Origin of the sequence: Streptomyces tubercidicus, from assembly GCF_027497495.1 — a bacterium.
Classification (GTDB): Bacteria; Actinomycetota; Actinomycetes; order Streptomycetales; family Streptomycetaceae; genus Streptomyces; species Streptomyces tubercidicus.
In genome coordinates this window covers 7,677,906-7,692,983 of the sequence record NZ_CP114205.1, presented here as the reverse complement: position 1 = coordinate 7,692,983, position 15,078 = coordinate 7,677,906, and the positions used below count along the sequence as shown (strand labels likewise).

Sequence of the window (15,078 nt, the reverse complement as noted above, 5' to 3'; positions counted from 1 at the left end):
GCAGAGACTAGGTGAATGCCAGGATTCCCCGGTGCAAGCTGCGAAAGGACAGGACGCCGGCCGTCCGGTGCGGTGCCGAACACACCAGCGTGAAGGGGCGCAGCAATGCAGATGGACAGCACAGTGGAGCCGTTGTACTCGTCCGGCTCCACAGTGTCTTCCCGGCGGGGGCGGGCGCTGCCGGCCCGGCTGGCCGCGTCCGCGCTCGCCACCGAGGGCGGGGTGATGAGCAATGAGGCGTTCCACGCATGGTTCGAGGAGCGGCAGCGCACCCATGCGCTCCAGGTCAGCCGGATACCCCTGGGGGATCTGCGGGGTTGGAACTTCGCTCCCGGCACCGGGAACCTGCGGCATGACAGCGGGCGTTTCTTCTCCGTCGAGGGCCTGCGGGTCCGCTCCGACTACGGGCCGGTCCGCGAGTGGTGCCAGCCGATCATCCACCAGCCGGAGATCGGTGTGCTGGGCATCGCGGTCCGTGAGATCGACGGGGTACTGCACTGTCTGATGCAGGCCAAGCCGGAGCCGGGGAACCTCAACGGGGTGCAGCTCTCCCCCACGGTGCAGGCCACGAAGAGCAACTACACCCGGGTGCACGGCGGTTCCGCTGTGCCCTACATGGACTGCTTCATCGACCCTGATCCGAGCCGGGTGCTGGCCGATGTGCTCCAGTCCGAGCAGGGGTCGTGGTTCTTCCGGAAGCGCAACCGCAACATGGTGGTCGAGGTGGGCCCGGAGGTCGAGGCGGGCGAGGACTTCTGCTGGGTCACGCTGGGCCAGCTCGGTGGGCTGCTGCGCCATCCCGATCTGGTGAACATGGATGCCCGTACGGTGCTGTCCTGCATCCCCGACTGGCGGGCGGGTTCCTCGACGCGCAATGCCGGCCTGCACTCCGATACGGAGATCCGCAGCTGGATCACGACGCGACGGGCCCGGCACGAGATCACCGCCGAGCCGTGGCCGCTGCGCGAGGCGGCGGGCTGGCACCGCTCCGACGAGGCGATCTCGCATGAGAGCGGGCTGTTCTTCAGTATCGTCGCCGTCGATGTCAGCTCGCACCGGCGTGAGGTCCCGGCGTGGTCGCAGCCGCTGCTCGAACCGCATGGGCTGGGGATAGCCGCGCTGCTGGTGAAGCGGATCGGCGGGGTCTCGCATGCGCTGCTGAGCGCACGGGTGGAGCCGGGGTTCCTGGATGTGGTGGAGCTGGGGCCCACCGTGCAGTGCACTCCGGAGAGCTATGACCATCTTCCCAGCGGGCAGCGTCCCCGGTATCTCGATGTCGTGCTGGACCGCCGTCCGGAGCGGACGCTGTTCGATGCCGTGCTGTCGGAGGAGGGCGGTCGCTTCCAGCATGCCCGCAGCCGGTATCTGATCATCGAGGTGGACGAGGACTTCCCGACCGAGGCGCCGGAGGATTTCCGGTGGGTGACGCTCCCTCAGGTCAATGAGCTGCTGAAATACAGTCACCACCTGAATGTGCAGGCTCGGACCTTGGTCGCGGGGATGCGGGCGCTGCCGTAGCCGGGAGGGGCTCGCGCTCACCACCGGGGGCGCAGAACGGGCCCGCCCCGACGTACGTCAGGACGTTCAGCCGGGCACCTCAGGCCGTTGGTCCGGTTCTCTGCCCACCCGGGGTCCGACGATGAGCGACAGCCCCACCAAACCCCAACTCCCGCGAAGAATTGTTGATGACGGCCACCTGCGCCGCAAAATTCCTTTCGCCGCAGGTGCTACCGCCGAGTATTCCCCTTTCCCCCTTCCGGGATCGGCGAGGGCCACTCTTCCCGCGCCGCCCGGCACCGTGTGAAGTGCCCCTGAGCGGGAAGCAGAGAAACGATGTGGCAACCTTGAGCACAGCGAACGACGAAATTCCTGTGAAACACACAGCCGTTGGGGGGAGCGCTGACAGGAACACCACAAAACCAGCTCGCCGCAATACACGCCGGGCGCTCGGCGAAAGCAACAGAAACCGACAGGCTGCCTCGACCGCACTGCCCCGCCGGATTTCCGCGCTTCCTGCCCTCCGCCGGTGCCACCCACGGCGGTATGTCCGTAGCGGTACGCGCGCTGTGCGCCGAAACCGACAGCGGTGCGGTCGGGCGACCCCGGCACCGCACCCCGCTTGCCCGCACTGTGCGCGAGACCCTCGGCACATACCGGGGCAAAAGCAGTTCGCGGTCTGAAGGGACTTGAACCTGATGTTGCTGGACCGCGAGGTGGAACTCGACCTCGCAGCCACCGCCCTGGGAACCGGGGAAGGCGCGCTGGTACTGGTCAGCGGTCCGTTGGGGGTCGGTAAATCAGCGCTTCTCGACGGCATCTGTGCCCTCCCCGCGGCTCGGAATGCCCAGCATCTGCGGGTGAGCGCGGCCCCGATGGAACGGGGCTTCTCCCTCGGGGCGGCCCGCCAGCTCCTGGAACCGGCGCTGCGGGACGCTTCGCCTACGGCGATGGCGCGATGTGCCGCGGTCGCGAACCGTGCGCGCAGCGCGCTCGACGCCGGCCGCCCCGTCGGCGAACGGCCGGCCGAGCCCGTACTGGACAGCCTCACCTCAGTCATCGAGGACATGGCCCGCGACCAGCCCGTGCTGATCGTCGTCGATGAGCTGCAGTGGGCGGACCTGGCCAGCCTCCAGTGGCTGCGTCACCTGAGCCGACGGCTGGCCGACCTGCCGGTCATGCTGGTGTGTGCCGTCCGCGACGGCGACGGCCTTGCCGGACATCCGGCGGTCCAGGGTGTCGTCGAACGTGCCACGCACATCCTGCGCCCGGGGAACCTCACTCAGCAGGACACCCCCACACTGATCCACCAGTACTACGGCGAAGCGCCGGACGAGGCGTTCGCCGCGGCCTGCCACCAGGCGACCGGCGGCAATCCCCTGTTCCTCCACTGCCTGCTGGCGGATGCGGTGCGCCGGGACCTCCGGCCCGTCGCGGACCACGCGGAGGCCGCCGCCGCGCTCCGGCCCGCCACCCTGCAACAGCGGCTGCTGCTGCGCCTGGACCCGCAGGCGGAGCACGTCAGGAGGGTAGCCCGCGCCATGGCCGTGCTCGGGGACGAGTCGAGCCCGGAGCTGCTGAGCGAGCTGGGCGAGGTGGACTCCACGGGACGGGACCATGCCCTGACGAAGCTGACGGCGCTCGGCCTGACGAGCGGCACCGAGCGCCCCCGGTATGTCCACGCTCTCGTGCAGGGAACTGTGGCGGAGGGCATCCCCCTGGAGGAGCGGACCGCCATGCATGCGCTGGCGGCCGAGTTGCTGCACCGGGCCGGCCGCCCGGCCGAGCAGGTGGCGGAGCATCTGATGGCGCTCACCGCACCGACCTACCCATTGGCCACCCAGGTGCTGCGCGCCGCGGCCGGCACCGCCCAGGGCAGGGGCGCACCCGAGGTCGCCGCACGCTATCTGCGAAGGGCGTTGATGGGCAGCTTGCCGGACAGTGAACGGGCGGAACTGCTGGTCGATCTGGCCACGTCGGAACGCAGCTTCGCGCCGTACGCGGCCGTGCGGCATATCTCCCAGGCCGCTTTGCTGTGCGACGGTCCCGTACGGCGTGCCCGCGCCGTGGTGCGGCTGGCGCCCAGCGCGTTCGCGTCGACCCTGCTGCCCGTCCACGAGCTGCTGCAGGAGACGGCGGACGCACTGGGGCCCGAGGACCGGCTGCGGGGGCCGGAGCGGGAGCTGGCGCTGCGCCTGGAGGCCCGCATCCGGCAGTCGACGCTGTCGGATCCGGAGAAGCTGGCCGGTTCCGTGGCCCGCCTCGTCGGTCTGGGGCCCGAGCCGAAGACCGGCACGGTGGCCGAGCGGGAACTGCTCGCCCCGCTGCTCGGTGCCGCCACCTTCTCCAACGCCCTGCCTGCCCATGAGGTGGCACAGCTGGGGAACCGCATCCTGGAGCGCGAGCCGGCGCTGCCCACGCATGTACACACCACGTTGCCGCTGGTGACGGCCAGTCTTGTGGCCGCGGACGACGTCGAGACGCTGAGTTCCTGGCTGGACGCGGTCCAGGAGAACGCGGTGGGACGGCAGACGCCCGTGGAGCAGGCGCTGATCGGCACCGAGCGGGCGCTGGTCTCGATGGCCCGGGGCCGTCTGACGGCGGGCAAGAAGCAGGCGCTCGCCGCCTTCGAACTGGCCGGGGCGGAGCACGATGAGGCGTTCACCGTCTCGTCGATGACCCTTGCCACCTGCGCGATCCTCACCAGGGACGACCAGCTCGCCGACCGGCTGCTCGCTGTCAAGTACCGGGCGCAGGAGGATCCGTATGTGTGGTCGGGGCTGGCCATGCTGAAGGGGCAGGCGAAGAAGGGCGAACTGCACACCGCTCTGGGCTACTTCCTCGACGCGGGACGGCGCCTTGAGCAGTGCGGTTGGCTCAACCCGGCGCTGCTCCCCTGGGCCTCGGCCGCCGCGTTTCTGCACCTCTACCTCGGGGAGCGCAAGCAGGCCAGGGAGCTGAGTGAGCTGGAGGTGGAGCGGGCCCGTGCCTGGGGGGCGCCGGGGCCGCTGGGCCGGGCGCTGCGCGTGTACAGCCACATGATCGAGGGCCCGAGCAGCACCGAGGTGCTGACGGAGGCCGTGGATGTGCTGCATCTGTCGGCCAACCGCTTCGAGCTGTGCCAGGCCCTGCTGGATCTCGGCGCGCGCCTCGGCCCGGCCGACGGCCGTGGCCGCGCGGCGCTGCGCCAGGCCCACGCGGAGGCGGTCGACTGTGAGCTCCCCTGGCTGGCCCGGCGGGCGGAGGAGCTGCTGGCCGAGGCGCCGCCGGACCGGGAGGCCGCTCGCGGTCAACTGACCCGCGCGGAGCGGAAGGTCGCCGAACTAGCCACCTCGGGAATGACGAACCAGACGATCGCGAAAGAGCTGAACATCACGTGTCGCGCCGTGGAAAAGCATCTGACGAATTGTTACCGGAAGATGTCAATTCCGGGGCGAGTGCATCTGACTGCCGCATTGCAGGAACTCGACCGGTAGCCCACATCGCCCGGTGCGGCGGCTCCTTACTGATCTGCCCGCTCTCCTCTTTGCCGTAGGGGCCGACGTCGCATGGCGGCGTCGGCCCCTCTCAACAATCAGGCCCTTACGAAGAGTTATTGCTACCGCACCGTATTGATACCGAACCACCGTACCGAGACACCACAATGTTTTGCCATTTGCCACATGTCGCGTTGACTCCCCGGATGCCGCGTTCCTACGCTCTGAGCAGCGGAATTCCAATGCATTTAAAGGCACTTCGCCCCACGGACCGATGGAGCGAAGACGACCGATGCCTGATTCGACGGGTCGGATTCTCCGGTGCGTCGACCGCAGAAAGACGGTAGCCACCTTGACATCCCAGCACCACGCCGACGCGATGCCACCGTCGGCAACCCCCCACGCCCTTCACCCGCCGCGCGCGACCGACCAGCCCGCCCTCGGGGCCGGAAGACGCCCGCTTGAGCACCACCAGTCCTGTATGGCGAGCCTCGATGAGTCGCTGGCAATCATGGCCGCCGACGCGGAGTTCTTCCGGCTGTTCGACCAGGACTCTGCCGAGGCATGCGGCCGCAGTCTCTACTCGCTTCTGCACCCCAGCTCTCCCGGGCTGCTGAACCGGCACTTCGCCCGCCTTGCCGAGGGGCAGCGGGCCCGATTCGTCGAACGGATGGTGGGGATCCGGGGCGAGGAAGTGCCGTTCTCCGGCGAACTGACCGGCATAGCCGTGCGGAGCGATTCGTCGCCGGCTCCGTCGTTCGTCGTGGTCGTCCGGCCCGACGACGACTCGGCGGCCTCGCTCACCGGCCAGGAGGACGCACCGGCCGGGCGCAGGCAGCTGCTCAGCCGGCTCGACGCACAGATCCTCGAAGGTGTCGCCAGCGGCGCCTCCACGGTGCAGCTGGCCACGCGGCTCTACCTGAGCCGGCAGGGAGTGGAGTATCACGTCGGTCTGATGCTGCGTCGGCTCAAGGCCCCCAACCGTGCCGCGCTGGTCGCCCGCGCCCACTCCATGGGGATACTCACCATCGGCAGTTGGCCGCCCCGGGTCCTCCCCGAGTTCGTGAAGGACGCCGACAACCGGCGCGGCCGCGGCCGCCGTACGGAGACACCCCGGCGGCGCTCCGCGGCCACCCGCCCCGAGGCCACCGCACCGGCACCGCGTGCACGTACGGCCGTCCCCGGCGTACGGACCGCCCCGGTAATGCCGAAGTCCCGGGCCTCCTAGGTCTGCAGAACGGCCGTCAGTATTCCGCAGGTCGGCCACCGCGCGGCCGCCCTGAAACACGCCGGCTCCGTGAGGATGGCTTCCTCCTCAGTCCTCACGGGTCCGGTGTCGCCTTGTGCGCAGCTGATGCACGCGAACCACACACCTCGCCATGTCCAGTTGATGGGGCGTTAGTTCCCGCAGACACACACCACGCCCCCTGCCCCGGGGGATCTCCTCGCCGACGCTTCACCTCCCGGGCACCCCCGGCTGCCTCCGGTGAGTGCATATAGGAGAAACTGGAGAAAACGTCCCTACGGGGCCAAGGGGCACAGGTATGGGCAGGCAGCACTCTCCCGCGCGCGGGCGTCACCGCGCACCACGCGGAGCCCGCGCGGGAACGGACCGTCCGACGGCCCACAGCCGACGGACAGCAGCCGCCCCTATGCTGTGTCCCACCCCGCGGCGGACCTCCCGGCACGACCGTGCAGGGTGCAAGTGCGGGCAGAGGAGACTCCCGATGACCGACGGGATACACACCGACGCGTTCGAATGCCGGCGGGACCGGTTGCGGCTCGTCAACCGGGAGGAGGAGATGGCGTCCCTCCTGGCTCTCGCCCAGGACGCCCGCGCCGGATCAGGTGGTATCGCCCTCCTGGAGGGCACCGTCGGCATCGGGAAGAGTCTGCTGCTGGAGCGGCTGGTCTCCGCGCTCCCTGCCGACGGTCCGCGTGTGCTGACGGCCCGCGGCGACGCTCTGGAGCGTGACTTCGCATTCGGCGTCGTGCGCCAGCTCTTCGAACCGCTGCTGACCACCTTCGACGAACCACGGCTCACGCGGCTGCTGGGCTGCGGTGGCCGTAGCGCCGCGCAGGCACTCAGCGGTGAGCTGCGGCTGAGCGACGACCTGATCGCCACCGAGGACATGGCGTACGCCGTGTTCCACGGGCTGTACCGGTTCACCAGCAACCTGGCGGCGGAGACCCCGCTGGCGATCGTGGTCGACGACGCACACTGCGCCGACATGGCGTCCCTGCGCTTTCTGACCCATCTCGCGCGCCGTATCGAGGGCCTTCCCGTGCTGCTGGTGCTGTCCCAGCGCACCGGCGACAAGGCGACGGACGCCGCCCTCCTCGGCGATATCGCGGGCCAGCCGGTCTGCCGGGTGCTGCGCCCCGGTCCGCTGACCGGCGAAGGGGTCGGCCATCTGGTGCAGACCGTCTTCGGCCACGGGGCGGACGAGGGGTTCCATGAAGCCTGCCTGGCGATCACCGGCGGCAATCCCCTGCTGGTCCACTCCCTGCTGACCGTGCTGTGGCTCGGCGGCCGGATGCCGACCGTCGACGACCTGCCGTACGTCACCGCGCACGACGGTCCCTTCTTCCACGAAGCGGTCCGGTCCGTCCTGCAGCGACAGCCCGAGTCCGCCACGGCGGCGGCCCGCGCACTGGCCGTCCTGGGCGATGGCGCACTGACGGAGGTGTGCGCACGGCTGGCCGGGCTGGACGATGCGACGCATATCACCGCGATGCGTGCGCTGCGCTCCAACGGCCTGGTCTCCGAGGTCGACGACGGCCGCGGATGGTCCTTCAATCACGGGCTGATCAGGGAAGTCATCGTGGCGGAGCTGCCGCCCGAGGAACTCGGCAAGGCACACCGGCACGCCGCCCGGCTGCTGCTGGACGCGGGGGCGCGCGCCGAGCAGGTGGCCGGCCATCTGCTGATGACCACCCGGCCGGTCACCGAGAACTGGGCGGTGACCGTGCTGCGCGAGGCGGCCCGGGAGGCGTCGTTCCGCGGCGCCCCGGCACTGGCGGTGGAGCTGCTGCGGCACTGCCTGCCCGAGGACGGGCAGACGCCGGAGGAAGGACAGCTGCCCGAGGACAAGTCGGTCCTCATGGAGCTGGGCCTGGCCGAGGCCGCCGTGGACCCGCAGGCCAGTGTCCGGCATCTGCAGGCGGCGCTGGCCTATGTGCGGGAGCCACCTCAGCGCTTCCGCCTGCTCAGCTCGCTGGCCAGCGGTCTGGTGCGCTGCGGACAGTCCCTCCAGGCGGTGCGGTTGCTCGCCGAGCAGGCACCGACGGTCCGCGACGCCGATCTGCAGCGCCGTCTGGAGGGCCAGCGGCTGATGGCGTCGGCCGAGGACCTGACGAGCCTCGGGGTGACCCTGGAGGAGTATCCGTTCGACATCAGCCGGCCCGGTAACACTCCTGGTGAGCGGGCGCTGATCGCCGCGGGGGCCGGCCTGTGCTCGGTGCGCGCGGTCCGGGCGCAGGAGTCGGCCGCCGCGGCCCGCCGGGTGCTGGAGAGCAGCGTGCCCGGGGTCGACTCGCCGTTCTTCCTGACCACGGCGGCGACGGCGCTGCTGTATGCGGGACTGCCGGACGAGGCGGACGCCGCCTATCAACGCGTCATGGACATCACCCGGCAGAACCAGCAGCTGGTGCTGTACGGCCTGTGCCAGGCGCTGCGAGCCGAGGCGCAGTACCGGCTGGGCGCGCTGCCGGAGGTGCTGGCGGCCACCCGGTCGGCGCTGAAAGTGGTGCCGCCCCGCCACTGGGGCCGCACGCTGGCGCTGCCCATCGCGACCCGGATCCATGCGCTGATCGACTCCGGTGATCTCGCCGGCGCCGATGCGGCAGCCGCGCAGGACTTCTCCGCGACGAGCCTGGACACCTGGCAGTGGAACGAGTTTCTGTGCGCGCGGGGACGGTTGCGCCTCGCCCACCAGGATCCGAAGGGCGCGCTGGCGGACCTCCTGGAGGCCGGGCGACGGGAGCACCGGTGGACGCGGACGAGTCCTGCCGTGTCGTCCTGGTGGTTCTGGACGGGCCGTGCGCACCTCGCCCTCGGCGCCCCGGCGGCTGCCCGGGAGCTCGCGGAGGACGCCGTGGAACGAGCCCGTCAGGGGAAGCTGACCGATGCGCTCGGCACCGGTCTGCGGCTGCTCGCCACGACGGAGACCGGTGCACGGAAGCTGGGCGTGCTGGAGGAGGCGCTGTCCGCCCTCGAAGGCTCTCCGGCCCGGCTCGAACGGGCTCGTACGCTGGTCGACTACGGCTCCACCCTCCATGCGTGCGGACACACCGAAGCCGCACGGGAGGCGCTGCGCCAAGGGCTCGATCTCGCGTACTCGCTCGGCGCCGAACCGCTCCGTGCCCAGGCCAATGACGCGCTGCTGGCCACCGGGGCGCGTCCCCGCAGGGCCACATCGAGCGGTGTGGAGTCGCTGACCCCGAGCGAGGCCCAGGTGGCACGGATGGCCGTCGCCGGTGGCACCAACCGGGAGATCGCCGAGGAGTTGTTCGTGACCCAGCGGACCGTCGAGCAGCATCTGACCTCCGTGTACCGCAAGGTCGGGGTGTCGGGCCGGCGAAGCCTGGGGCGGGTCTTCGAGTCCGAACGGGCCGCGAAGTGACGTCCTGGCCATACCGGCCATAGGGGTTCTCGGGGGTGTGCCGCGGGGCGCGGTGCGGCGGGGACCGGTCACGGCGCTGCCGTCGCCGGGGCACCGGGCGCCGCGCCCGCCCGCTCCCCCTGGACCGCGTGGACGGCTTGGGCGACGGGGACGGCGACCGTGGTCATCACCAGACCCGCCCGCACGGCCCAGCGGCCCTGGAATACGGTCAGTTCCGCATCGCCGAGCCGCCATCCGGGAACCAGCAGCCGCGCACTGAAAGTCCCGTCGTCCGGATCGAAGGAGATATGCGCGTCCTCGAATCCCAGCGGACGCCCGGTCATCGGGAACCACGCCTTGTACACGGATTCCTTGGCGCTGAACAGCATCCGGTCCCAGGGCAACGGCGGTGCACCGTAAGCATTTTGGGGAAGTCCGGCGCGTTCCGCGGGCAGTGCCACGGCTTCCAGCACCCCGTCCGGCAGCGGCTGCGCCGGCTCGGCGTCGATGCCCAGCGCGAGCACCTCCGTGGAGCGTGCGACGACCGCGGCGGCGTACCCCTCGCAGTGGGTGAGGCCACCGACGAGGCCGGCCGGCCAGCACGGCTCCCCGCGCGCTCCCGGCAGTATCGCCACCGGCGGCAAACCGAGTTCGGCCATGGCCCGGCGGGCACACCAACGCCCCGCCGCGAACTCGCGCTTGCGCTTGTCGACCGCGTGACGGACGACGGACTCCTCCTCGGCCAGCAGCGCCCCGGCCGACGCTTCGCCGAAGAGTTCCGCCGCGGAGACCGTCTCCGGCAGTAACTCGTCCATCATCACGGTCTCCTGTCCCCTGCTCGTGTGCGGGCATGCTTCCCTGGACGTCAGCGCGGACCAGTACCGCCCGGCGCCGCCGCAGGGCCCGACATTAGAGCGCGCGCCCCGAACAGAACCACCCCAGAGAACGCCCCACCTTTAGTCCCGGGGAAATGACCAGACTTTCGCCCTGCCGGCGGTCATCTCCAGCCCCGGGAGCGGGCACTTTGCGCCACCGGACGCTCGCCCTGCCCCTGGCCAACTCCCGTAACTGCCGCTCCACGACTATCCGGCCGCCGCCCCGCGCAGCGACGGTGCGGAGAACCAGCGCAAGCCCGGGGTGGTCATGCCGACCAGGGCCACGGCGCCGATACACAGCAAGCCGCCGCTGACGAGTGCTGCCGTGCCCGAGGTGGCGTCCGCTACGAGGCCACCGCGCAGATTGCCGAGGTCCGGGCCGGCCTGGCCGACGATTTGTTCCGCGGCGCCGACCCGGCCGAGCAGCTCGTCGGGGGTGTGCAGCTGCACGAGGGTGCTGCGGGACACGACGGACACGGTGTCGGCGGCGCCCGCCAGGACCAGAAAGGCCAGACCGGCCCAGGGGTCGGCGGACAGGCCGAACAGTGCGAGGGCCGCGCCCCAGGTGGCCGATCCGCCGAGCATGACGAGACCGGGGCGGGAGCGCCGGGTGAAGCTCCCGGCGAAGAGCGAGGCGATGACCCCACCGGCTGCCACGGCGGCCAGGAAGAGCCCGAGCGTACGGGGGTCGTTGCCGAAGCGTTCCGCGTTGACCTGCGGGAACAGGCTGATCGGCATCGAGAGCACGGTGGTGGCCAGATCCGTGAGGAGGGCTCCGCGGATGACGGGCGTGCGGACAAGGAAGGCCAGACCGTCGGCGACGCCGCGCAGTCCGGGCCGGGCCTGGTCCGCGCCGGGGCTCATCCGTGGCAGACCGAAGGCACCGTGGAACGCGGCGGCGAAGGTGAGCGCATCGATCAGGTAGCAGCCGCCGACGCCCAGCCCGCCCAGGGTCAGCCCGCCGAGTACCGGGCCCGTCAGCATGGCGCCCTGGAAGGAGATCCGGTTCAACGCCAGCCCGGCTGCGCGCTGTTGCTCCGGCAGCAGCCGTGGAATGAAGGTGCGTGACACCGGACCGCCGCCGGCCGTGAAGCAGGACTGCACCGCGACCAGGAGCAGCACCGCCGGGGTCGGGAAGTGTCCGAGGATGCCTTGCAGGGCGAGCACGCACGCGCAGCCGAACTGGCCGGTGGTCGTGATCAGATAGAACTTCCGCCGGTCCACGCGGTCGACGACCGTCCCGGCGAAGAGTCCGAGCCCGATGAGGGGAACGGCCTGGGCCAGCCCGACGGCCCCGGTCCAGACGGTGCTGTTCGTCGTCTGCCAGACCTGGAACATCACGGCGACCAGCGTCATCTGGCTGCCGAGCCGGGAGAGCGTCTGGCCGAGCCACAGCCGCCGGAACGGTGCCGACTGCCGCAGCGGAGCCACATCGAGCAGGGCGTGCCGCACTCCCCGCCTCACTCCCATGCGGGGTCCTCGGCCAGCTTCTCGACGATCCGGTCGTGGAAGCTCTTGTGCGCGAGGAGTTGTTCGATGTCGGTGACGACCCGGGTCAGCGGATAGGGCAGCTCGGCCTCGATCTCGGCCACGGCCGCCTCGGTGGCGCGCCACTCCGCGGCCAGCCGTCCGAGGATGCCACGGGCCTGCTCCGTAAGCGTCACCTTCTTGCTGCGCGCATCGTCGCCCGCCACGGTCTCCACCCATCCGGCCGCGCGCATCGCGGCCACCTTCTGGCTGAGCGCGGAGTGCGTCCGGCCGACCGACTCGGCCAGTTCGGTGATGGTCATCGGTCCACGGGCATGAAGCCGGAGCAGCTCCATGACGAAGCTCGGCTTGAGCCCGGTGATCCGTTTCTCGGCGTAGATCCGGGCGATGTCCGCGTCCATCGATGCCTGTAGCAGCCGCAGGGGCCGCCACAGGCTCTGGTCGGTGGGATCGGAGGAGTCGGTGGGGTCGGGTGTGGGGTCGTCCTCGGCCATGTGCGGCATCGTAACAGTACTTATATAAGTGCTGTCATACGTCCTGAGGGGTGCCTTTCGGCCTGCGACGGCCGGGCTCCGACAGCACGGGGCGCCCATGCCCCTCCAGGACGGGGTGTGCGGCCGGGCACTCCTGGTGGACGATGGAAGCCGAAGCACTCACCAGCGAAGGAGAGGGCCACAGCCAGCGAGAGGTGGACAGGCCACGGACCTGAGCGAGGGGCAGCCGAGAGCGAGGCGCAGCCCATGTGGTCCGTCGGGTGGAAGGAGTGCCCGGGTGAGCGCAACCGACGGGCGTCCGGCGGAGGCCGGCGAGCCGGAGGGAATGCCGCCACAGCCGAGCGGGCTGATGGACCTCCTCGGTGTGGCCGCCGTCCTGCTGGACGCCGATGGGCGGATCGTGCTGTGGAGCCCACAAGCCGAGGACCTGTACGGCTACACCGCCGAGGAAGCGCTCGGGCGGTACGCGGCGCCCCTGCTCGTACACCAGGAGCACTGGGATCTGGTGATCGGACGGTTCGCCGGGGTCATGGAGACCGGCCGCAGCTGGAGCGGCACCTTCCCCGTCCGGCACAAGGACGGCAGCGTACGGCTGGTGGAGCTGCGCAATATGCGGCTCATGGATGACCACGGCGACTTCTACGCCCTCGGGCTCGCCACCGACTCCTCGACGCTCCGCGAGGTGGAGCGGGATGTCGCCCTGTCCACCCGGCTGATCTCACAGTCCCCCATCGGGCTGGCGATGCTCGACACCGAATTGCGGTACGTGGCCGTCAACCCCGCTCTGGAGCGGATGCACGGCATACCCGCGAAAGATCACCTCGGGCGGCACTACCGCGAGATCATGACCGCCGCGAAGTTCGAAGTGCCCGAGGCCGCGATGCGGGAGGTCCTCAGGACCGGGACTCCCATGGTCGACCAGACCACGGTCGTCGGCCGTACCCCCTCCGACCCGGACCACGAGCACGCCTGGTCGATCTCGCTGTACCGGCTGGAGGACCCCCAGGGGCGTGTACTGGGCGTGGCCGACCTGGTCGTGGACGTCACCGACCGGCACGAGGCGGCCAGGGAGGCCGCCCAGTCCCGGCAGCGTCTGGCCCTGATCGCCGACGGCTCCGCCCGTATCGGCACCACGCTGGAGGTGGGGCAGACCGCACGGGAACTCGCCGAGGTCACCGTTCCCGAGCTCGCCGACGTGGTGACGGTCGATGTCCTCGACTCCGTCCTGGACGGGCACCGCCCCACCCCCGACGACGGCACGGCGCTCTTCCGTGCCCTCGCGGTCAAGGCCGCCTACCCCACCGAAGCCGTCCAGGCCGCCGATCCTCCCGGTCATCTCGCCGCCTACGACACCGACCGCCTGGCCACCCAATGTGTGCGCACCGGCCGCCCGATCCTCGTACCCCACGCCAATGCCCACGACCTGACGCGCATCGCCCGCGACGACCACGCCGCCATCTTGCTGGCCCGCGCCGGCGTGCACTCCTACCTCTTGGCCCCGCTCACCGCCCGCGGCCAGATCCTCGGCGTGCTGGGACTTATCCGCGCACGCAACTCGCCCCCGTTCGACGACGATGATCTCGCCCTCGCGGCCGAGCTGGCCTCCCGTGCCGCCGTATGCATCGACAACGCCCGCTCGCACCAGACCGTGCGCAACGCCGCCGAGACCCTGCAACGCAGCCTGCTTCCCGATCACCCGCCGCACCGTCCCGGTCTGGAGATCGCTTCCCGGTACCGGCCGGCGCAGGCCACCTACGAGATCGGCGGCGACTGGTACGACGTCCTTCCGCTCGACGGCGACAAGACCGGCCTCGTCGTGGGCGATGTCATGGGCAGTGGCATCGACGCCGCCGCCACCATGGGCCGGCTGCGCACCGCCACCAGCGCCTTCGCCGACCTCGATCTCGACCCCGCCCAGGTCCTTGAGCACCTCGACAAGATCACTTCAGGGCTGGAGCACTACATCGCCACCTGCGTCTACGCCACCTACGACCCCCACCACGCCGCATTGCATATCGCCACCGCCGGCCATCTGCCGCCCGCCCTCGTACGCAGCGGCAAGCCTCCCGAGTTCCTCGACCTGCCCACCGGCACACCCCTCGGCGTGGGCGGCGTCCCCTTCGAAACCATCACCTTCGCCCTCGACCCCGGCGACCAACTGGTCCTCTACACCGACGGATTGGTGGAAACCCGCCACCACTCCCTCGACGAACGCCTCGACACCCTGCTCCGCCTGCTGGACGCCCCCGACCGTTCACTGGAAGAAACCTGCGACCGACTCCTCCGCGAGCTGCGGCGTCCCGACGACCCGGATGATGTCGCCCTGCTGATCGCCGTCACCGAACCTTTCAGGCCCTGATTTCATAGCTCTACGGACACCCATTGTCCGAATATGAATATCCCGCGGGGAATTCTTGCCCGATAGCGATATCTCACCTGAACATATTGATCAATTCACCGCCGCAATGTTCCGCGAGTTGATCGCAATGGCGCGAAGTGGCCCACTAACCCACCGGACGAATGCGGCATGACGTAATCGTTCACCCCTTACGGCGTCCAACCAGGGGCCGCTCCCTCGGCCGTCATGCTCATGCCCTTTCCTGCGCTCACGCCACCCATAAAGCTCAATTATTCGCCCTGATGT

8 protein-coding genes are annotated in these 15,078 nt (G+C 70.3%); 5 read left to right on the top strand and 3 right to left on the bottom strand.

Translation table 11 applies throughout. The features are described from left to right. The first annotated feature begins 111 nt into the window (after nt 1-111). From STRTU_RS33670 to STRTU_RS33655, 4 genes are all read left to right on the top strand, one after another. Nucleotides 112-1,518 (top strand): NDP-hexose 2,3-dehydratase family protein, encoded by a 1,407-nt coding sequence (locus STRTU_RS33670; protein ID WP_159749867.1) that lies wholly within the window; start codon nt 112-114, stop codon nt 1,516-1,518. Between the two features lie 677 nt (nt 1,519-2,195). Continuing rightward, nucleotides 2,196-4,973, top strand: a complete 2,778-nt coding sequence (locus tag STRTU_RS33665) for a helix-turn-helix transcriptional regulator (RefSeq protein WP_159748934.1) — start codon at nt 2,196-2,198, stop codon at nt 4,971-4,973. A gap of 481 nt (nt 4,974-5,454) precedes the next feature. Beyond that, on the top strand, nt 5,455-6,201 hold the full coding sequence (locus STRTU_RS33660; RefSeq protein WP_159748932.1) for a helix-turn-helix transcriptional regulator: 747 nt from the start codon (nt 5,455-5,457) through the stop codon (nt 6,199-6,201). A gap of 499 nt (nt 6,202-6,700) precedes the next feature. Next, nucleotides 6,701-9,598 (top strand): ATP-binding protein, encoded by a 2,898-nt coding sequence (locus STRTU_RS33655; RefSeq protein ID WP_159748930.1) that lies wholly within the window; start codon nt 6,701-6,703, stop codon nt 9,596-9,598. Between the two features lie 68 nt (nt 9,599-9,666). On the opposite strand, the gene STRTU_RS33650 is transcribed toward STRTU_RS33655, so the two are convergent. The 3 genes from STRTU_RS33650 to STRTU_RS33640 form a co-directional block, all read right to left on the bottom strand. Beyond that, nucleotides 9,667-10,395: a 4'-phosphopantetheinyl transferase family protein gene (locus STRTU_RS33650; RefSeq protein WP_159748928.1), complete on the bottom strand. Its 729-nt coding sequence runs from the start codon at nt 10,393-10,395 to the stop codon at nt 9,667-9,669. Nucleotides 10,396-10,659: 264 nt separating this feature from the next. After that, nucleotides 10,660-11,922 (bottom strand): MFS transporter, encoded by a 1,263-nt coding sequence (locus STRTU_RS33645; protein ID WP_159748926.1) that lies wholly within the window; start codon nt 11,920-11,922, stop codon nt 10,660-10,662. Then, complete coding sequence (locus STRTU_RS33640; RefSeq protein ID WP_167539285.1) at nt 11,913-12,434, bottom strand: MarR family winged helix-turn-helix transcriptional regulator; 522 nt, start codon at nt 12,432-12,434, stop codon at nt 11,913-11,915. The genes STRTU_RS33645 and STRTU_RS33640 overlap by 10 nt, the downstream gene beginning before the upstream one ends. Nucleotides 12,435-12,759: 325 nt before the next feature. On the opposite strand from STRTU_RS33640, the gene STRTU_RS33635 reads away from it, so the two are divergent. Next, a complete protein-coding gene (locus STRTU_RS33635; protein WP_159749863.1) occupies nt 12,760-14,793 on the top strand; it encodes a SpoIIE family protein phosphatase in 2,034 nt (677 codons plus the stop codon). The last annotated feature ends 285 nt before the right edge of the window (nt 14,794-15,078 follow it).